21 protein-coding genes and 3 tRNA genes are annotated in these 18,200 nt (G+C 31.8%); 11 read left to right on the top strand and 13 right to left on the bottom strand.

Features of this window, described 5'->3' with window-relative positions; translation table 11 throughout:
• Positions 1-53: 53 nt before the first annotated feature.
• The 3 genes from BMY96_RS13520 to tgt form a co-directional block, all read right to left on the bottom strand.
• Positions 54-950, bottom strand: a complete 897-nt coding sequence (locus tag BMY96_RS13520) for a DMT family transporter (protein ID WP_092853067.1) — start codon at positions 948-950, stop codon at positions 54-56.
• Positions 937-2,013, bottom strand: a complete 1,077-nt coding sequence (locus tag BMY96_RS13515) for an LptF/LptG family permease (protein ID WP_092853065.1) — start codon at positions 2,011-2,013, stop codon at positions 937-939. Before BMY96_RS13515 ends, BMY96_RS13520 begins: the two co-directional genes overlap by 14 nt.
• A gap of 62 nt (positions 2,014-2,075) precedes the next feature.
• Positions 2,076-3,206: a tRNA guanosine(34) transglycosylase Tgt gene (gene tgt, locus BMY96_RS13510; protein WP_092853063.1), complete on the bottom strand. Its 1,131-nt coding sequence runs from the start codon at positions 3,204-3,206 to the stop codon at positions 2,076-2,078.
• A gap of 226 nt (positions 3,207-3,432) precedes the next feature.
• Between tgt and BMY96_RS13505 the strand changes: the two genes are divergently transcribed.
• Entirely contained in the window at positions 3,433-4,071 is a 639-nt protein-coding gene (locus BMY96_RS13505; protein ID WP_245750651.1) for an outer membrane beta-barrel protein, read from the top strand.
• Positions 4,072-4,142: 71 nt separating this feature from the next.
• Here the strand turns inward: BMY96_RS13505 and BMY96_RS13500 are convergent, their stop codons facing one another.
• The gene (locus BMY96_RS13500; RefSeq protein WP_092853059.1) at positions 4,143-5,249 is read right to left on the bottom strand and encodes an FKBP-type peptidyl-prolyl cis-trans isomerase; all 1,107 of its coding nucleotides are present in this window, start codon (positions 5,247-5,249) and stop codon (positions 4,143-4,145) included.
• Between the two features lie 83 nt (positions 5,250-5,332).
• Here BMY96_RS13500 and BMY96_RS13495 point away from each other — a divergent pair, with 83 nt between their 5' ends.
• Both BMY96_RS13495 and BMY96_RS13490 read left to right on the top strand, forming a co-directional pair.
• On the top strand, positions 5,333-5,716 hold the full coding sequence (locus tag BMY96_RS13495) for an RNA-binding S4 domain-containing protein (protein ID WP_092853057.1): 384 nt from the start codon (positions 5,333-5,335) through the stop codon (positions 5,714-5,716).
• A gap of 104 nt (positions 5,717-5,820) precedes the next feature.
• A complete protein-coding gene (locus BMY96_RS13490) occupies positions 5,821-6,324 on the top strand; it encodes a phosphoribosyltransferase domain-containing protein (protein ID WP_092853055.1) in 504 nt (167 codons plus the stop codon).
• Here BMY96_RS13490 and BMY96_RS13485 read toward each other — a convergent pair.
• Positions 6,316-6,837 (bottom strand): shikimate kinase, encoded by a 522-nt coding sequence (locus BMY96_RS13485; RefSeq protein ID WP_092853053.1) that lies wholly within the window; start codon positions 6,835-6,837, stop codon positions 6,316-6,318. The two genes, BMY96_RS13490 and BMY96_RS13485, sit on opposite strands and share 9 nt — an antisense overlap.
• A 148-nt stretch (positions 6,838-6,985) precedes the next feature.
• On the opposite strand from BMY96_RS13485, the gene BMY96_RS13480 reads away from it, so the two are divergent.
• From BMY96_RS13480 to BMY96_RS13445, 8 genes are all read left to right on the top strand, one after another.
• Positions 6,986-7,058, top strand: a tRNA-Lys gene (locus BMY96_RS13480).
• A 250-nt stretch (positions 7,059-7,308) separates the two neighbouring features.
• A tRNA-Lys gene (locus BMY96_RS13475) sits at positions 7,309-7,381 on the top strand.
• 133 nt (positions 7,382-7,514) lie between these two features.
• Positions 7,515-7,599 (top strand) — tRNA-Leu (locus BMY96_RS13470).
• Between the two features lie 124 nt (positions 7,600-7,723).
• A complete protein-coding gene (locus tag BMY96_RS13465; protein ID WP_092853051.1) occupies positions 7,724-8,623 on the top strand; it encodes a MerR family transcriptional regulator in 900 nt (299 codons plus the stop codon).
• Positions 8,624-8,667: 44 nt separating this feature from the next.
• Positions 8,668-10,140 (top strand): phytoene desaturase family protein, encoded by a 1,473-nt coding sequence (locus BMY96_RS13460; protein WP_092853049.1) that lies wholly within the window; start codon positions 8,668-8,670, stop codon positions 10,138-10,140.
• The gene (locus tag BMY96_RS13455; RefSeq protein WP_092853047.1) at positions 10,137-10,976 is read left to right on the top strand and encodes a phytoene/squalene synthase family protein; all 840 of its coding nucleotides are present in this window, start codon (positions 10,137-10,139) and stop codon (positions 10,974-10,976) included. Before BMY96_RS13460 ends, BMY96_RS13455 begins: the two co-directional genes overlap by 4 nt.
• A 9-nt stretch (positions 10,977-10,985) precedes the next feature.
• A complete protein-coding gene (locus BMY96_RS13450) occupies positions 10,986-11,435 on the top strand; it encodes a sterol desaturase family protein (protein ID WP_092853045.1) in 450 nt (149 codons plus the stop codon).
• 21 nt (positions 11,436-11,456) lie between these two features.
• Positions 11,457-12,599, top strand: a complete 1,143-nt coding sequence (locus BMY96_RS13445) for a lycopene cyclase family protein (RefSeq protein WP_175473578.1) — start codon at positions 11,457-11,459, stop codon at positions 12,597-12,599.
• Positions 12,600-12,619: 20 nt separating this feature from the next.
• Here the strand turns inward: BMY96_RS13445 and BMY96_RS13440 are convergent, their stop codons facing one another.
• From BMY96_RS13440 to BMY96_RS13405, 8 genes are all read right to left on the bottom strand, one after another.
• Positions 12,620-13,585, bottom strand: a complete 966-nt coding sequence (locus tag BMY96_RS13440; protein WP_092853041.1) for a D-2-hydroxyacid dehydrogenase — start codon at positions 13,583-13,585, stop codon at positions 12,620-12,622.
• 70 nt (positions 13,586-13,655) lie between these two features.
• Positions 13,656-14,216 carry a TlpA family protein disulfide reductase gene (locus tag BMY96_RS13435; RefSeq protein ID WP_092853039.1) on the bottom strand — a complete coding sequence of 187 codons (561 nt, stop codon included), beginning with the start codon at positions 14,214-14,216 and terminating at the stop codon, positions 13,656-13,658.
• A gap of 71 nt (positions 14,217-14,287) precedes the next feature.
• A complete protein-coding gene (locus tag BMY96_RS13430) occupies positions 14,288-15,169 on the bottom strand; it encodes an anti-sigma factor (RefSeq protein ID WP_092853037.1) in 882 nt (293 codons plus the stop codon).
• A gap of 75 nt (positions 15,170-15,244) precedes the next feature.
• On the bottom strand, positions 15,245-15,916 hold the full coding sequence (locus tag BMY96_RS13425) for a Crp/Fnr family transcriptional regulator (RefSeq protein ID WP_092853035.1): 672 nt from the start codon (positions 15,914-15,916) through the stop codon (positions 15,245-15,247).
• Between the two features lie 107 nt (positions 15,917-16,023).
• Positions 16,024-16,449: a DUF5606 family protein gene (locus BMY96_RS13420; protein WP_092853033.1), complete on the bottom strand. Its 426-nt coding sequence runs from the start codon at positions 16,447-16,449 to the stop codon at positions 16,024-16,026.
• Between the two features lie 54 nt (positions 16,450-16,503).
• Positions 16,504-17,094 carry a peptide deformylase gene (def, locus tag BMY96_RS13415; RefSeq protein ID WP_092853031.1) on the bottom strand — a complete coding sequence of 197 codons (591 nt, stop codon included), beginning with the start codon at positions 17,092-17,094 and terminating at the stop codon, positions 16,504-16,506.
• Positions 17,095-17,179: 85 nt separating this feature from the next.
• Positions 17,180-17,590, bottom strand: coding sequence for a Holliday junction resolvase RuvX (ruvX, locus tag BMY96_RS13410; RefSeq protein WP_092853029.1), 411 nt, complete (start codon positions 17,588-17,590; stop codon positions 17,180-17,182).
• A 101-nt stretch (positions 17,591-17,691) separates the two neighbouring features.
• Positions 17,692-17,979 (bottom strand): hypothetical protein, encoded by a 288-nt coding sequence (locus BMY96_RS13405; protein WP_092853027.1) that lies wholly within the window; start codon positions 17,977-17,979, stop codon positions 17,692-17,694.
• Positions 17,980-18,200: the final 221 nt, after the last annotated feature.

Genomic DNA, 18,200 nt, shown 5'->3' with positions numbered 1-18,200 from the left:
GCTATTTGCTTTAGTTAGAAGGCAAATATAAAAAACTTTAATTTGTTTAAGGGCTAAGACGTTTTTCTTTTTAACTTTTTACTGTTTTTTAGGACCCCATTTAAAAGTACAACACTTAAAATTACAATGGCGCCGTAGTAAAACGATATGCTCATTTTTTCTGTTTCTGGAAATAAAATAAAGGCTATTGCAATGCCATAAACAGGCTCTAGGTTATAGGTTAGTACTACAGTATAAGGACTTATGCTTTTCATAACATTCACTGATGCAATAAAGGCATAAGCTGTACAAATGGATGCCAAAATAAATAAGCACCAAAAATCTGAAGCACTTAAATTAAAGAAATCTTTTGAGAATCCATTGCCAAAAATTAAAATATAAATACTAATAAATGCTACACCACTAATAAACTCGTAAAATGAAATAGCCGTTGCCAAGTGCCTTTTTAAAAAATGACCGTTAAGAACTGCAAATAATGAGGAAAAAAAGGCTGATGATATGCCCAAAATAATTCCTGTAAGGTATTTTATTTCGCTTTGCGTAATAATAAACACACCTAATATTACAATAACACCAAATAGTATTTCGTACCATATAATAGCGCGTTTATAGATTATAGGTTCTATTATCGATGCAAAAAAAGCACCAGTAGAGAACATGGCTAAGGTAATGGATACATTAGAGGCATCGATAGCTCCAAAAAAAGTAATCCAATGTAAGGCTATAATTACTCCTGCCATGGCTAATTTAAAAAATGATTTTACAGTAATTCTTAGTTTAACTTTAACTATTAAAATATAAATAAGAATTAAAATGGTAGCCATTACCATTCTAAACCATACTAAAGGTATAGCTGAAACACTAATTATTTCGCCTAAAATAGCTGTAAAACCTGCTATAAAAACTAGCAGGTGAAGGTGAAGGAAGTTTTTTAATTTATCGCTTAGCATTATACAACATATATGCTGCTAAAATACCAAATAAGATGTTAGGAAACCATACTGCAATAATTGGGTTAAAATCCGATTGTTCTGCCATAACACCAAAGATTTTATCGAAAAACACAAAAACCATAGCAATACAAATACCTATAGCTAAGTTAACACCCATTCCACCACGTCGTTTTTTTGAAGACACCGCCAAAGCGATTATTGTTAAAATAAAAACTGAAACCGGTAAACTCCACTTTCTATATAAAACCAATTTAAAACGCCCTACGTTTGATGAGCCTCGAGCCTCCTCTTTATCTATAAACTCTCTAAGTTCTCCGTACATTTTAGTTTCGGCGGCATAAATTTCGGGGATAAGTTCGTCCACATCAAAAGCTAGTAGTGTATCCTTACTACTAAGTACTTCTATTTTATCTTCGTGTTCTCCAACTTCTCTCTTTAAGTAATTTTTTAATCTGTAAATCGTATCTTCTGGAAGATATTTAATACTACTAGCCGAAATTTTATACTTAAGTTTATTATTTTTAAAATGTTCTAAAGTAAAATTATTACCTATTTTATTTTTTACGTTGAAATTACTAACGTAAACAATTTCATTATCATTTATTTGCCTAAATACATTAGTATTATTTACAGTACTTCTTCCTTTTTTAAAGTATTTAGAACTAAAATCATTAAAACCTTCACTAGCTTTAGGTGCTAAAAACAATCCTAAAATTACTGAAAAAACAGCAACAACACTTGCCCCAATTAAATAAGGTCTCAAAAACCTAGAAAAGGACACACCTGAACTTAAAAAGGCAATTACCTCGGTATTATTAGCTAATTTTGATGTAAACCAAATTACAGAAATAAACAGAAAAAGAGGAAACAATAAATAACTAAAGTAGATAGTAAAATCTAATAGATAAGCCATTACCTCACCAAAAGGCACTTCGTTTTCTAGTATTTTACCAATCTTTTCAGCAAGGTGAACAGTTATCATTATTGGAATAAACAATAATAGTAACATGGTAAAAGTAAATAAATACCGTTTTAATATGTACCAATCTAGTATTTTCATATTATGCTATCCTTCAAAAAAAGCTATTAATATTGCTTAAACAATTAATATCAATTTATGTTTTACAAACGGTTATCCATTTGTTTAACCATTTTATCTTTCCAGGCTCTAAAATCTCCTGCTAATATATGTTTTCTCGCTTCGCGAACCAACCATAAATAAAACCCTAGATTATGAATGGTTGCTATTTGTTTACCCAACAACTCATTAACTGTAAATAGATGCCTTAAATATGCTTTACTATACTCGGTATCCACGAAAGTAATTCCCATTTCATCAATAGGAGAAAAATCGTCTGCCCATTTTAAGTTTTTAATATTTATGCTTCCATGTGCTGTAAACAACATACCGTTTCTGGCATTACGAGTTGGCATAACGCAATCAAACATATCTACTCCTAACGCAATATTTTCTAAAATATTGATTGGTGTACCCACACCCATTAAATATCTTGGTTTTTCTTCGGGTAAAATAGAACACACCACATCGGTCATGGCATACATTTCTTCGGCCGGCTCACCTACCGAAAGTCCTCCAATGGCATTACCAACAGCTCCCGAATTTGCAATATATTCTGCAGATTGCTTACGTAAATCTGTATATGTACTTCCCTGAACAATAGGAAAAAAGGCTTGATTATAATCGTATTTTAAAGGTGTTTTTTCTAAATGATTAATACATCTATCCAACCATCGATGCGTCATGTGCATGGAGCGCTTTGCATAGTTGTAATCGCATGGGTATGGTGTACACTCATCGAAAGCCATTATAATATCGGCACCTATAGAACGCTGAATTTCCATTACATTTTCTGGTGTAAATGTATGGTAGCTTCCATCAATATGCGATTTAAACTTTACACCTTCTTCCTTAATTTTTCTATTGGCAGATAAGGAATAAACTTGGTAACCTCCAGAATCGGTTAAAATATTTCTATCCCAATTCATAAATTTATGCAATCCACCCGCTTTTTCGATAATATGCGTTTGAGGGCGCAAATACAAGTGGTAGGTATTACCTAATATAATGTCTGGATTAATTTCCTCTTTCAACTCGCGTTGGTGTACCCCTTTTACTGTTGCTACAGTACCTACTGGCATAAAAATAGGTGTTTCTATAACACCATGATCTGTAGTTATTTTTCCTGCTCTTGCTTTGCTTTGAGCGTCTTTTGCTAGTAATTCAAATTTCATTATTCAACAGTATAAAGCGGCAAAGATATAGAATACCCTTTACCAAATAAAATAAGTGTAAGTAATAAGTTTTTTTTATTTTAGAAAAGCGTAATATTAGGTTAATTTTACCTTATTAAATTAAAAACGGAAAGACTTAAAAACAAAAATGAAAGCTTAAAAGGGAAATAAATTACTTTTGGCAACGTTTTTGTTACAGTTAATGAAATCTAAAAAAACGAACATTATGAAAAATTTACGAAATTTTCGAAACCACTTTAATACTTGTCGTGGCGTGAGTAAAAATTTATTTTTAATTTTAATTTCTGCTATTGCGTTACCTATAACTGCAATGGCACAAACACAACAAGGTATTGGAATAAAAGGAGGACTAAATTACAATGCTAATGGCGATTATTTTGAGTCTATTAGCGATAATTACAGCAACCCAGATAGAAATGTAGGGTATCATATTGGGTTATTTGGCAAAGTTGGAGAAGACATTTATTTTAAACCAGAAATAGTTTATACCAGCACAAAAAGTGATTATAATGACGACACGTTTAGCATGCAAAAGTTAGATGCACCGCTTTTGGTTGGCGTAAAAATTTTAGGTCCAATTAGTGTTTTTGGAGGACCTTCGCTACAATACATTTTAGATACTGAATTTGAAGGTATTACTATAGATAATGTAGAAGAAGATTTTTCGGTGGGTTTAAACTTTGGAATTGCTCTTAACTTTAAAAAGTTAGGAATTGATTTAAGGTATGAACGTGGGTTTAGTGAGAACGAAGCCACATTTATAGGTAACAATGGTATTAATGTGAAAGATAGATTAGATACCAGACCAAACCAGCTTATTTTGAGTTTATCGCTTTTATTATAGTAAATGATATTAATAAAAAAACCTCGCCATAGCGAGGTTTTTTTGTTTTATAGTATGTTGTTCTTGTACTTTTAGTAACCGTCTGTATTATTAACAACGATTATATCTGCTTCTAAATGATCGCCAATATTATTACCGTTTGAATCTACAATTTTTAAAGTTTTGATAGTAATAACACCTTCAACCTCTGTTCGCCCTACTTCAAACTCCATGGTATCATCTAAAGTTGGTTCTGCTTCACCATTATTAGTATCTACTAAGTAAGTGTTGGATTGCAATTCATTTCTGGTTAAAACACCATCGCCATCATCATCAGAGTCTCTATAATTTTCATTACCATCGCCATCCGTATCATCATCAGTTTCATCTGTTAAATCATCAAAATTAACGGTAAACTCACCATCGCTTCCGGGTGAACCATCTTCTTTAAATAAATCTTCTAGATACGAAGGAATACCATCAAAGTCATGATCATTTTCAAAAGTTTTTAACAATTCAAATTTGAATACCAATGGAGAATAGGCAGAAATACCTGGCAATACTCCAGAAAAATATCCTAGTCCAGAAGGCAAAAACATGACTCCAACACCACGGTTGGTATAATTAACTACACCATCGTTTCCGTCTTCAAAACCTTCAGCTACATTAAAATCTACAATAACCTTTCTCCATGCCGGAATTAAGGAGGTTAAATCAAAATCTACAGGAGTAGTTGCGCTATCAAACAAATTATTATCTAATGTAGAACCTTCATAATTTACACGAACTGTATCAGAAAAATTTGGGGAGTCAGTGCCTCCACCTTGGTTTAATTTCAAAATATAAACCTTGTATTCAGTATCTAAATAGTTAACTGTTTTCGTTATCAATGCCGATCCAGGAACATCTAATAAATCGCCTAACAACGTATTACCATCTTCTAAGGTTTCTCCATCTAGAAGTTCTTCAATATTTAAATCTGCAATACTTGGGTTTGTATTAGAGTCGCCAAAAGCACTAGAGTTATAATAGTGCCTTTCTAAATAATCAACTAATAAAGAATCGTCTATAACCTGTTGTTCTGTTCTATCTGCAATTTCAATAGCAGCAACTGTACTAATATTATCATCGTCTTTCTTACAAGAAGAAAATATTAAAACAAAACTTAATATAAAAAAACCTATTTTTCTTAAACTCATTATTACGTATTTTTGAAGCTGCAAGATACAATTTTAATATATTCTTGCACAACATTATTAACGCCCTTTAACACATTAATTATATGCGAGTTGATAAATATTTATGGTGTATTAGATATTATAAAACAAGAACAATAGCTACAACTGCTTGCAAAAAAGGACAGGTTAAAATTAACGATGATGTGGTTAAACCTAGTCGTGAGGTTTACCCTTTAGACATCATTCAACTAAGAAAAGACCAAATAAATTATAAGATTAAGGTAAATGATATACCTGAAAGTAGAATTGGTGCAAAACTAGTAGACCTATACAGAACAGACATTACACCTAAAGAAGAATTTGAGGCTAAGGAACTTTTAAAGTACTCCAAAGACTATTATAGAAAAAAAGGAACTGGTAGACCAACAAAAAAAGATAGGCGAGATATTGATGATTATACCGACGAAACATCCATAACTGATATATAATGATTTGCAATAATTTGTAGAGATTTTAATTTTACAACCTATTTTACCTATTATAAACAAATAAAATTGCCTAATTTTAACCTTTAATTTATACAAATATAATTATGACTGTTAAGACTAATGTTATTCTTAATCATAACGAAATTAACCATAAAATAAGACGCATTGCTTTTCAAATTTATGAAAGTAATGTTAACGAAAAAGAAGTGGTTCTTGCCGGCATTGACAGTAATGGTTATGTATTTGCCAAAAAGTTAAAAACGGTGCTTCAAAAAATATCTGACATTACACCTATATTATGTAAAGTTAGTATTGATAAAAAACACCCGTGGCAAGAGGTAAAAACATCAATTAACGAAGACGAATACAAAAACAAATCTATTGTGCTGGTTGATGATGTTTTAAACTCCGGAACTACTCTTATTTATGGTGTAAAACACTTTTTAAACGTGCCACTAAAGCAATTTAAAACCGCTGTTTTGGTAAATAGAAACCATAAAAAATACCCTGTAAAAGCAGATTTTAAGGGTATTTCGTTATCTACATCGCTACATGAGCATATAGATGTTGTTTTAGAGGGCAAAGTATTTAGTGCCGTTTTAGAATAGTTGGAGAACAATATCCTCGACCACCTCGTCTTTAGTTTTATTATCAATTGAAACTTTAATTTCAGCTTGACTGTAATATTGAGAGCGTTCAAACAAATGTTTTCCAATAAACTCAGTCATCTCCTCTATAGTTTCAATATGAGCAATTAAGGGACGTTTTGCTTTTTTTAGCAATAGTTTATTTGCTAATGTTGGCAATGTAGCCTTTAAATATATGGATTTAGCATGTTCTGCATTTAAAATAACCTCCATATTACCACTATAACATGGTGTACCGCCTCCTACTGATAAAATTGTGTTATCTTCAGACTGTAATAACGCTTTTAAATAAAAAGCTTCTTGCTTTCTAAAATAGATTTCACCTTTGGATTTAAATATCTCGCTAACCGATAAATTTTCTTTTTCTTCTATAAAATCATCTAGATCTAGAAAATTATAATTCAATTTTTTCGCTAATTTCTTGCCAATAGACGTCTTTCCAGATGCCATATACCCTATTAAAATAATGATCATTATATCGTTATAAATTGATTCTTAAAAACATACGTATTCCGAGTGCAAAAAAACAAAAATTTATTTAAAAAAACCCTTGTATAATTAAAAATAGGTACTATATTTGCACCCGCTAACAACAACTTATGTTACGTTAGTTTGGAGTAATGACCTGGTAGCTCAGTTGGTAGAGCATCTCCCTTTTAAGGAGAGGGTCCTGGGTTCGAGCCCCAGCCCGGTCACAAACAGAAAGCCTGAAACTTTAGTTTCGGGCTTTTTTTTAGTGCTTTTTTTATTGGACTCTGCCCTACTTTAAGTTTAAAACTTTAATTTCAATTTTATTTCCCACTAAATAATCAAGCAAAAACTTAAATTCCCATTGCCTCTAATACCTTTTACTAATATTGAAGCAAAAAACCCTTGTATAATTAAAAATAGGTACTATATTTGCACCCGCTAACAAAAACACATGTTTTATTAGTTTGGAGTAATGACCTGGTAGCTCAGTTGGTAGAGCATCTCCCTTTTAAGGAGAGGGTCCTGGGTTCGAGCCCCAGCCCGGTCACAAAATTGAAAGCCTGTAACTTATGTTTCAGGCTTTTTTAATTTACCCCCTTTTATGCCTTAGAACAGGCAATATATTTATTCTTTAATAACCTATATTCCCTAACTTTTTATACTTTTGCCTTCCTTGTAATGCGCACGTGGCGGAATTGGTAGACGCGCTGGCTTGAGGGGCCAGTATCCGTTTAGGATGTGGAAGTTCGAATCTTCTCGTGCGCACTTTTTTACCTGAACAAACACTTCATTTTCATCTACTTTTTGTGAAAATTATTCTTTTTATTGATAAAAGTTACAGAATTCACGTTAAAAAAACATACTTTTGTTTAACTTAAATTCATTTTAGATGAACAACATTAAAGTTAACTTTAGTATTAAAGACCTCGAAAACCTAACAGGAATTAAGGCACATACCATTCGTATTTGGGAAAAACGCTATAATTTACTTAGCCCTAAACGTACCGATACCAATATTAGAAACTATAGTTTAACTAGTTTTCAAAAACTACTAAACATATCTTATCTGAATAATAATGGTTTAAAAATTTCGAAAATTGCAGATCTTAAACCAGAGGAAATACCTATTAAAGTACGAGAAATCGCTTCTAGATCGCGCGTAGAAGATTACTCGATTAATGCATTAAAAATGGCTATGGTAAACTTTGATCAAGTTTTATTTTATAGCACATATAACAACCTTTTAGACTCAAAAACATTTAGCGAAATTTTCTATTCGGTATTTCTTCCTTTACTAGAAGAAATAGGCATGCTTTGGCAAACCAATACGATTACGCCTGCGCATGAGCATTTTTTATCTGTACTTATAAAACAAAAAATTCTAATAAATACAGAGCGTTTACAGCTTCTGGAACCCAAACCAAACACCAGTACCTTTGTACTCTATTTACCAGAAAACGAAATTCATGATATTGGCCTTCTATTTATTAACTATCAATTAAGAAGTAAAGGTTACCATACTATTTTTCTAGGAGAAAGTGTTCCTATGGAGAACTTAAGCAATTTACTTGAATTTTTTGATGAAGTGACTTTTGTATCTTACTTTACTGTATACCCCGAAAGTAAAGACATTAAAGAATACCTTGAAAAATTTAACGATACAATTTTAAATAGAGAAAACACTAGTCTAATGGTTTTAGGCAAAAAGTTTTCTGATGTACAGATAGAAAACATTCCAGAAAAAATAACTATCTTTAATTCAATTGAAAATTTAGTTAAACCTTTATAAAAATTTTAATATTGTTTAATTTTTAACTAAATTTGTTAAACAATATGAAAGCAACTGTAAATATAATAGGTTCTGGTTTCTCCTCTTTAGCATCGGCATGCTATTTGGCTAAAGCTGGCTACGACGTAACAATTTTCGAGAAAAATAAAACTATTGGTGGTCGTGCAAGACAGCTACAAATCCAAGGTTTCACTTTTGATATAGGTCCAACATGGTATTGGATGCCTGATGTCTTTGAGCGTTTCTTCTCAGATTTCAATAAAAAACCTTCCGACTATTATACTTTAGAAAAATTAAATCCAGCGTATAGCGTGTATTTTGGTAAGGACGATTTTATTACCATAGAAGATACCTTGGAAAAAATTATAATAGCTTTCGAGAAGGAAGAACCAGGAAGTTCAAAAAAACTTAAAACGTTTATAGAACAAGCTAAAAACAATTATGACATTGCCATAAAAGACTTAGTTTATAATCCTGGAGTATCGCCATTAGAGCTAATAACACCGGCAACTATTGCAAAGATTAATCAGTTTTTTAGCACCATAAAAAAAGATGTTAGGAAATCTTTTAAAAATGATAGGTTAGTAAAAATCCTTGAATTTCCAGTATTATTTTTAGGTGCTAAACCTAGCGATACGCCTTCATTTTATAGTTTTATGAATTATGCCGATTTTGGACTGGGCACTTTTCATCCTAAAAAAGGAATGTATCAAGTTATCTTAGCCATTGAAAAGTTAGCAAAATCGCTTGGTGTTAAAATTAAAACAGAAAGCCCTGTTGATAGCATTATTGTAAAAAATAAAAAGGCAGTAGGTTTAGAATCGAATGGAACAAAGTATTATTCTGATGTTGTAGTAAGTGGTGCAGATTATCACCATACTGAAACTTTAATAGATAAATCTTTAAGGCAATACACGGAGTCTTATTGGCAGAAAAAAACCTTTGCGCCTTCCTCTCTCCTATTTTATGTAGGGTTTAATAAGAAACTTAAAAACGTAAACCATCATACATTATTCTTTGATGTAGATTTTGATATACATGCCGAAGCGATTTATGACAATCCAAAATGGCCAGAAAATCCACTTTTTTATGCTAGTTTTCCTAGCATAACAGATAAACATGTAGCTCCCGAAGGAAAAGAAGCTGGAATATTTTTAATACCTTTAGCTCCAGGACTAGAAGATACTCCTGAATTAAGAGCGACCTATTTTAATAAAATTATAGATCGCTTTGAAGAATTAACCTCTCAAAACGTAAAAGATCATGTAATGTTTAAGGAAAGCTTTTGTATTAACGATTTTATAAAAGATTACAACTCATACAAAGGCAATGCTTACGGAATGGCAAATACATTGTTACAAACCGCCTTTTTAAGACCTAAACTAAAAAGTAAGAAAGTAGATAATTTATTTTTTACAGGACAATTAACGGTTCCTGGACCAGGTGTACCACCATCGTTAATCTCTGGAAAATTAGTAGCAGATTTAGTAACAAAACACCATGAAATATTAGTATGAAGTCCTTATTTGATACCGTTTCTTACAGCAGCAGTAAGCTTGTAACCAAGACTTATAGCACGTCATTTTCTTTGGCTACAAAAATGCTATACAAGTCCATTCGTGCCGATATTTATAACATATACGGCTTTGTTAGGTTTGCCGACGAGATTGTTGATTCTTTTCATGATTATGATAAAGAATTATTATTCAATAAATTTTCTGAAGACTTAGAATTAGCATTGACGCACAAAATTAGTTTAAACCCTATATTAAATTCTTTTCAACATACGTTTCATAAATACAACATTGACAAGTCGTTTGTAGATGCCTTTATGAAAAGCATGCGGTTAGATTTACATAAATCCAATTATTTAACCGAAAACGAATATAAAGACTACATATATGGTTCTGCCGATGTAGTTGGTTTAATGTGTTTACGTGTTTTTGTAAATGGAAACGAAGACAAATTTAACGAGCTTAAAGGCACTGCTATGTCTCTTGGCTCTGCGTTTCAAAAAGTGAATTTTTTAAGAGATTTAAAAGCCGATTTTGAAGGTTTAGACCGTACCTATTTCCCCAATACTGATTTAAAAAATCTAGACGAAACATCCAAACAATATATTATTGACGATATTGAAGCCGATTTTAAAAAAGGTTTAAGCGGTATTAAAAAACTACCTATCGAAGCTAAATTTGGCGTTTTTATGGCGTATAGATATTACAGTCAACTATTAAAAAAGCTTAAAAAGACGCCAGCGCTTAAAATTAAAGATTCTAGAATTCGGGTTTCTAACCCAAAAAAAATAGAACTCTTAATGCGTAGTTATGTAAAATATCAATTAAATTTAATGTAAAATTACAACATGCAAACTTTGTATTGGATCCTCATATTTTTAGGCACCTATTTATTCATGGAATTTATGGCATGGTTTACCCATAAGTATATTATGCATGGTTTTTTATGGCGTTTACATAAAGATCACCATCATAAAGACCATGATAGTTGGTTCGAGCGTAATGACGCCTTTTTTATATTTTATGCCATAGTTAGTATAGGGTTCTTTTTATTATGGAAACATACAAGCTTTTGGGCGGGCTTACCTATAGGTTTAGGCATTTTTGCGTATGGACTTTCGTATTTTATTGTGCACGATATTTTTATTCATCAACGATTTAAACTTTTTAGAAACGCCAACAATTGGTATGCTAAAGGCGTAAGACGCGCTCATAAAATGCACCACAAGCATTTAGGAAAAGAAGATGGTGAGTGCTTTGGTATGCTGTTTGTCCCTTTTAAATATTTTAAAAAATAGATTTCCCAACTCGCTTTAATAATGAGTAAAAACCATTTCGACTATATTATTATTGGAAATGGATTGGCTGGTTTACAATTGGCATTAAAAATAGCATCCGATTCTTATTTTAAAAGTAAACGCATAGCACTTATCGATCCTTCTAGAAAAGATGGGAACGATAAAACTTGGAGCTTTTGGGAAACCAAACCTTCGGCATGGAACCATTTAACCCATAACTCGTGGGATAAAGCTTCGGTTATTACAACAAATAAACACATTGATTTAACCTTAAAACCATACAGTTATAAATCAATACACTCTATAGACTTTTATAAGCATGCTATAAGCACCCTCTCGAAAAAAGATAATTTTACGTTCATTTTAGAGGAGGTAACGGATTTACAGGAAAAGCATGATGTACGTGTTTCTACTTTAAAAAATACCTATACGTCCTCTCATGTTTTTGACAGTCGAGTTCCTGAGTCGTTTTTAATTCATTCAGAAAAACACATTTCTATAATTCAACATTTTAAGGGATGGGTTATTAAAACCGATAAAAACGCTTTCGATAAAAACAGGATTATCATGATGGATTACAGACTGAAAGACGGCGAGCAAACCACATTTACATACGTATTACCATTTTCTGAAACCGAAGCCTTAGTTGAATTCACCTATTTTACTTCCAATTTGGTTTCTGAAGAAACTTATGATAATTATATAAAACAATATATAGACAAGCATTTAAAACTTGAACGATATACGATAACTGAAACGGAAAGCGGACAAATACCAATGACTAGTTTTCCTTTTGAAAAATTCAACACCAAAAAAGTAACTAAAATTGGTACAGGTGGTGGTTGGGTTAAAGGATCTACAGGCTATTCCTTTAAGCATACCGAAAAAAAAGTAGCCAGAATTATTGAAAATATTAAAACAAACAACACGCCATCTAAACAGCTTTTTAAGGCCCGCTTTAAGTTTTACGATAAGATATTTTTAAAAGTTTTAAAGGATGAAAATTATAAAGGCGAATGGATTTTTGAAAAATTTTATGATAAAAATAGCATACAAACTATGTTTCGATTTTTAGACGAAGAGTCCTCGTTCGTTGAAGAATTAAAAATAATGAGCTCTTTATTTTCTTGGAGTTTTATAAAGGCGTTCTTTAAAACACTATAATTAAATGTTTAAAAAACGAATTACTTATTAACCACATTAATAGGTTTTCCTTCTAAATACGACTTTAAATTATCAACAGCGGTTTGCATCAATCTGCTTCTAGATGCTTTTGATGCCCAAGCAATATGAGGTGTAATAATACAGTTTTTAGCGCTTAACAACGGGTTATCTGCCTTAATAGGCTCTGAGGAAACAACATCGACTGCAGCCCCAGCTACCTTACCAGAATTTAGAGCGTCTTTTAAATGATCTTCAACTATCAACCCGCCACGAGATGTATTTATAATCATGACACCATCTTTCATTTTAGCAATATTTGTTTTATTAATAATTCCTGCTGTAACATCGGTTTGCGGACAATGTAAACTAATAATATCGGATAATTCTAGTAATTCATCCAAAGACACATATCTACAGGTTTCTGATTCTAAATCTGGGTTTTTACTTCGGTTATAAGCGACAATTTTCAAACCAAAAGCCTGTGCAATTCTTGCTGTAGCTTGTCCTATTTTACCAAAACCAATAATACCCAAAGTTTTGCCGTCTAGCTCTATAAGCGGTGAATTCCAAAAACAAAAGTCTTTCGATTTAGTCCACTCACCATCCATTACAGCAGCAGCATGACTACCAACATTATGGCACAGCTCTAGTAGTAAAGCCATGGTAAATTGCGCCACAGCCTGCGTACCGTAAGTAGGTACATTAGTAACGGTAATACCCATAGTTTTTGCAGTATTTACATCTACCACATTATAACCGGTAGCCAAAACGCCTATATATTTTAACTGCGGTACTTGTTGTAAAACCTCCTTAGAAAGTGGTGTTTTATTGGTAAAAACAATTTCGGCATTGCCAATATGCTTTACAATTTCTTTGGTATTGTTTGCTGTTCTGTCAAAAACAACTACATCACCAAATTGCTCAATACCATCCCAACTTAAATCTCCAGGGTTAAGGGTATAACCATCTAATACAACTATTTTCAACTTATTATTTCGTTTTTATTATGTATTAAAACTAAAGTAAAATTTACGAAAAATATACCTAGTAAAGCTTTTAATTTTTTAGCAAAGCATCAATAGTCTCTCTAACGGTTTCGCTATTCCAGTTGGATGCGCCTGTTTTATCAATTACTATATTTCCTTTTTTATCAATTAAAAATGTTCTGGGAATACTAGAAACATTAAAAACTTCAGGAAATTTGGAAATGGCTTTAAACGAGCTAAATGAAAATTTATTATCCATTAAGAAGCTATGCGTAGTTTGAAAATCTTCATTTGAAACAAAAACAAACTCTATTTTATCTTTATAATCCTCATACAACAATTGCATACTAGGCATTTCTGCTATACACGGCGGACACCAAGTGGCCCAAAAGTTTAGCAAAACGACTTTGTTCTTGGTTGTAGTAAAGTTAAAGTCCGTATTGTTTTCTCCTTTTAATACCCAATTATAATCTTTTATTATGCTTTGGTTTGAAGCTTCTATAACATTAGGAGCAAAAAGAGCTAAACCTTTATGTAAATATACCTGTATCGGCTTGCGAGTTTGCGGCAATAATAGCAAGCCTAATAATACAAAAAAAATAATATTTTTTATTTTAATACTATGTTGCATAATCACTAGAAATTAAAAAGGCATGGTTTCAATGTTTGAAAACCATGCCTTAAATCTAACAAAAATTAATTCTATCTTGTAACCGTACCTGTTAAAACAGTAACAGGTCCTGTTCCCATAGAAATGGCAGTGTGATTTGCTGCATCTTCTGGCACTACATGTGCCAACGGCTTTAAAGTAAAAGGAGCCGGACTATTATCTGGGTTTGGTTCTACAGATATAACGATTGTTCTTCCTTTTAAATCTGTAGGAAAGGTAATTCCTGCTGCAGAACCCATAACGTAATCTTCTCCTGGGTAACCAGGTCCATTGTTAACACTTCCTTTAAATGGTGACGTAGCTGCATTATCATCTGCCATAGCAGGGTCTAGAAATGTACCTGTAGTTACAGGAACACCATCAAAAACCACCCATCCTTCATATTGCCAACCTGCAGAAAGAGCTGGAAGCTCTAAACCTGCAACAGGTGAGCCTGAAGAATTATCTAAAAACCAAACACCACTAGATTCGTTAGTATCGTCAGAATCTGTTGGAGTTGCTAAAATATAAGTACCAGAAGAAGTCGCAAAATCTGCAACAATACCTGCTGAACTTACACTAGCTGATTCTCCTGAAAAACTACCAATTAGCAACTTAGTATCTGCAGGTGCCGGATCTGGATCTACTGCTGGCTCAATTGTTAATACAAAATTTGTTGCCGCATCAAGAGTTTCTTTTAAAATCGGGAAACTAGTTTCAGACAACTCGCCATTATCGTTTACCGTAAATACACCTGTTGAAACAGGATCTCCATCCACAATTATCCAGCCTTCATATACAAAATTATCTCCTAAATTTTCTAACCCATCTAATGAAAGGTTTAATCTTGAAGTTGCTGTAGTATCGTCATCATCACTACAAGATGTAGCAAAAACCCCAGCAGCTAACACTGCTAAAAACATTTTTTTAATCATGATATTTTTTTTTTAGTTATTTTAATAATTCAAAAATAAATTTCTATTTTAATGTAAAATGTTAGCTATCTAACATTAGGCCGTTTTATGATAAATTCTTATTTCTTTTCTTGTAAACTTTATAACGTTTTCCTCTTTTAATTCGTTTAACAATATATTTAACGTAGGCCTAGAAGTACCAATTAAAGAGGCTATATCTTTTTGAGTATAAGGGTGATTAATAATTTTATCCCCAGTTTCATCGCAGTCGTATCCATATTCTGAACATAATTCGTCTAAAAATTCGATCAACCTAGTTTTAGCATCTTTAAAAAGTAAAAGTTGTAAGCGTCTTTCAAGCTTTTTAAGCCTAAACCCTATAACTTTATATATTTTTAAGCTAAAGGTTTGATTGTCTCTCATTAAATTATGCATCGTATTAACACCAACAGGGCAAATACTAGTATTATTATCTACAGATTGTGCAAATTCCTCTCGTTTTTCTTCTCCAAGAATAGCAGTTTCCCCAAATATTTCGCCACGTGTTAAAATGGCTTTAATTACTTCATTACCATCTTCGCTATAGTAGCCAATTTTCACTTTTCCTTTTTCTATGAGGTATACTTTGTTAGCAGAATCTTCTTCAAAGTAAATGTAATCTTGTTTTTTATAAGCATCAAAATCATGATCCGTTTTAAATGCTTTAAATTTATGCGGACAAAGCACCTTAAATAGGTTGACATCATCAAAAAACCAAAGAGATTTCATTATATACAATTATTTTGTTAGACACTAAATGGTCGAAAAAACCTAATGTACCTTACAAAAACGGCATAAAAAAACCTTCAAAAATTGAAGGTTTTTTTATCGTTATTTTATTCTTGCTCGTCTGTGGAATTTTCAGCTTTAAGCTCAAAACTATCCAACATACCATGCTCATGTAATAGATTATACCATTGAATCACCTTTTTAATATCGCTAGCATACACTCTGTCTTCGTCGTAGTCGGGCAAAACGTTAAAAAAATACTCTTCAAGTTTATCTTTACTGTCCTTTGGTTTTACAGAAGTCTTTTCTCCATTTTCCTTCTTTTTTATATTTTGAAAAACTTGAATTAAAGGCACCTCTTCGGTTAATGTATAAATAGCAATCTCACTTAATACACTTACATTGTTTTGCATACTAACGGAAATACGTTTATTATCAATTAACGATTCTGCTACAAAACCTCCTCTTGTTTGGGTAATTAACTTGTATAACCCTGGTTTTCCTGAAATTGAAATTACTTTTTCTAAACTCATAAATTATTTTTTGAAAAGCGCAAATATCAAATGTTTATTGATGTATTGCAAATATTATCGCTTCTTTTTTTGGTCTGGAAATCGCATGCGATAGTCTACATTTATTTTACCTTTAGAGATATTAGTAAGCCTACCTTTTATTAAACGTTTTTTTAAACTTGATAATTTATCGGTAAATAAAACACCTTCAATATGGTCGTATTCGTGCTGAATTACTCGAGCAATTAAACCATCGAATGTTTCCTTATGAGCTGTAAAGTTTTCGTCTAGGTATTCTATAGTAATTTTAGGTTTTCTAAACACATCTTCTCTAACATCTGGAATACTTAAACAACCTTCATTAAAAGCCCATTCATCGCCTTCTTCCTTAGTAATTTGAGCATTAATAAAAACGCGTTTAAATCCGCTAAGTGCTTTTTGTTCTTCATCACTTAATTCTTCGTCTTCCGAAAACGGTGTGGTATCAACTAAAAACAATCGAATTGGCAATCCTATTTGAGGTGCTGCAAGCCCTACGCCATAAGCGTTGTACATGGTTTCGAACATATTATCTAGCAAGCCTTCAAAATTAGGGTAATCTTTGGTGATATCTTTTGCTTTTTTCTTTAAAACGGCGTCTCCGTAAGCTACAATAGGTAAAATCATTCTCTAAATTATTATTCTTTGCAAAAATACAATACTTATAGTTTATGCTTTGTATTTAATAAAAATTTATTCTTTTTTTGTTTAACTATTTCGAGTATAAGTAACTCTGTAGAATTAGCGTTGCACTAATTTCGTCTATTAGTGCTTTGTTTTTCCTTTGACTTTTTTTCAAACCACTATCTATCATGGTTTGAAATGCCATTTTTGATGTAAAGCGCTCGTCTACCCGTTTTATTGGTATGTTTGGGATTGCTTTTTCTAATTTAGCAAGAAACTTAACAATATGAACTTCGCTTTCGGATGCCGAATTATCCATTTGTTTAGGCTCTCCTACCAAAAACAGTTCAACACTTTCTTTACTTATATAGTCTTTTAAAAAGGTTATTAACTCTTTTGTATTTACTGTAGTAAGACCAGAAGCTATTATTTTTAATTCGTCGGTTACGGCTATTCCGGTTCGTTTAGTACCAAAATCTATTGCTAAAATTCTTGACATCTTTTTTTTTAAAAATAATATAATAAAAAATAACAAAGGTTATCCAATTGGATAACCTTTGTTAACATTTAACCTTATTATTAATATTTGAACGTTATCATTTATGCTCTAGTAGCTTTATTCATTTCTGTAAAAAGTAAGTTAATATTACTTACTTTTCTTTTGCGATTTAAATACACTCTAATATCGCTAGAACTACGAGCAATTACTTCGTTTAATTGAGGTGCCTCAATTAATAGTATATCATTTTTTACAGTAGAAATCTCTGTCTCGCTTGAAACAGAAACCATAGTTTTAATTTCATTATCTACAACTTCGTTGGTGCTCTGCGCATTTCCTATAGAGAAGCTTAGTAATAAAGTTAGTAATATGTAAAAATTTAATTTCATTTATTGATCACACTTGTTTTGATGATTCAAAGATATAACCACTATCCTGTTCAACTATAATAAATTAGTTATACGCCCCGAATTTTCGATTATAAGAGAATCGTCATGTTTTTAACGATAAACAGACCAAAAACACATTTAAACGTTAAAAAACAGAAAATCACACTACAATTTATTATTTGTCTGCATTTGTAAGATTATATATGTATTTCATCTAAAAA

The organism is Algibacter pectinivorans (assembly GCF_900112595.1).
Lineage (GTDB): Bacteria > Bacteroidota > Bacteroidia > Flavobacteriales > Flavobacteriaceae > Algibacter_B > Algibacter_B pectinivorans.
The sequence above is the reverse complement of the archived record's forward strand: the minus strand, read 5'-3'. Positions and strand labels throughout refer to the sequence as shown.

Excerpts from the sequence above, each read along its gene's own strand:
- BMY96_RS13520 (WP_092853067.1), bottom strand. The coding sequence starts at position 950 with ATGCTAAGCGATAAATTAAAAAACTTCCTTCACCTTCACCTGCTAGTT.
- BMY96_RS13515 (WP_092853065.1), bottom strand. The coding sequence starts at position 2,013 with ATGAAAATACTAGATTGGTACATATTAAAACGGTATTTATTTACTTTT.
- tgt (WP_092853063.1), bottom strand. The coding sequence starts at position 3,206 with ATGAAATTTGAATTACTAGCAAAAGACGCTCAAAGCAAAGCAAGAGCA.
- BMY96_RS13505 (WP_245750651.1), top strand. The coding sequence starts at position 3,433 with ATGAAAAATTTACGAAATTTTCGAAACCACTTTAATACTTGTCGTGGC.
- BMY96_RS13500 (WP_092853059.1), bottom strand. The coding sequence starts at position 5,249 with ATGAGTTTAAGAAAAATAGGTTTTTTTATATTAAGTTTTGTTTTAATA.
- BMY96_RS13495 (WP_092853057.1), top strand. The coding sequence starts at position 5,333 with ATGCGAGTTGATAAATATTTATGGTGTATTAGATATTATAAAACAAGA.
- BMY96_RS13490 (WP_092853055.1), top strand. The coding sequence starts at position 5,821 with ATGACTGTTAAGACTAATGTTATTCTTAATCATAACGAAATTAACCAT.
- BMY96_RS13485 (WP_092853053.1), bottom strand. The coding sequence starts at position 6,837 with ATGATCATTATTTTAATAGGGTATATGGCATCTGGAAAGACGTCTATT.
- BMY96_RS13465 (WP_092853051.1), top strand. The coding sequence starts at position 7,724 with ATGAACAACATTAAAGTTAACTTTAGTATTAAAGACCTCGAAAACCTA.
- BMY96_RS13460 (WP_092853049.1), top strand. The coding sequence starts at position 8,668 with ATGAAAGCAACTGTAAATATAATAGGTTCTGGTTTCTCCTCTTTAGCA.
- BMY96_RS13455 (WP_092853047.1), top strand. The coding sequence starts at position 10,137 with ATGAAGTCCTTATTTGATACCGTTTCTTACAGCAGCAGTAAGCTTGTA.
- BMY96_RS13450 (WP_092853045.1), top strand. The coding sequence starts at position 10,986 with ATGCAAACTTTGTATTGGATCCTCATATTTTTAGGCACCTATTTATTC.
- BMY96_RS13445 (WP_175473578.1), top strand. The coding sequence starts at position 11,457 with ATGAGTAAAAACCATTTCGACTATATTATTATTGGAAATGGATTGGCT.
- BMY96_RS13435 (WP_092853039.1), bottom strand. The coding sequence starts at position 14,216 with ATGCAACATAGTATTAAAATAAAAAATATTATTTTTTTTGTATTATTA.
- BMY96_RS13430 (WP_092853037.1), bottom strand. The coding sequence starts at position 15,169 with ATGATTAAAAAAATGTTTTTAGCAGTGTTAGCTGCTGGGGTTTTTGCT.
- BMY96_RS13425 (WP_092853035.1), bottom strand. The coding sequence starts at position 15,916 with ATGAAATCTCTTTGGTTTTTTGATGATGTCAACCTATTTAAGGTGCTT.
- BMY96_RS13420 (WP_092853033.1), bottom strand. The coding sequence starts at position 16,449 with ATGAGTTTAGAAAAAGTAATTTCAATTTCAGGAAAACCAGGGTTATAC.
- def (WP_092853031.1), bottom strand. The coding sequence starts at position 17,094 with ATGATTTTACCTATTGTAGCTTACGGAGACGCCGTTTTAAAGAAAAAA.
- ruvX (WP_092853029.1), bottom strand. The coding sequence starts at position 17,590 with ATGTCAAGAATTTTAGCAATAGATTTTGGTACTAAACGAACCGGAATA.
- BMY96_RS13405 (WP_092853027.1), bottom strand. The coding sequence starts at position 17,979 with ATGAAATTAAATTTTTACATATTACTAACTTTATTACTAAGCTTCTCT.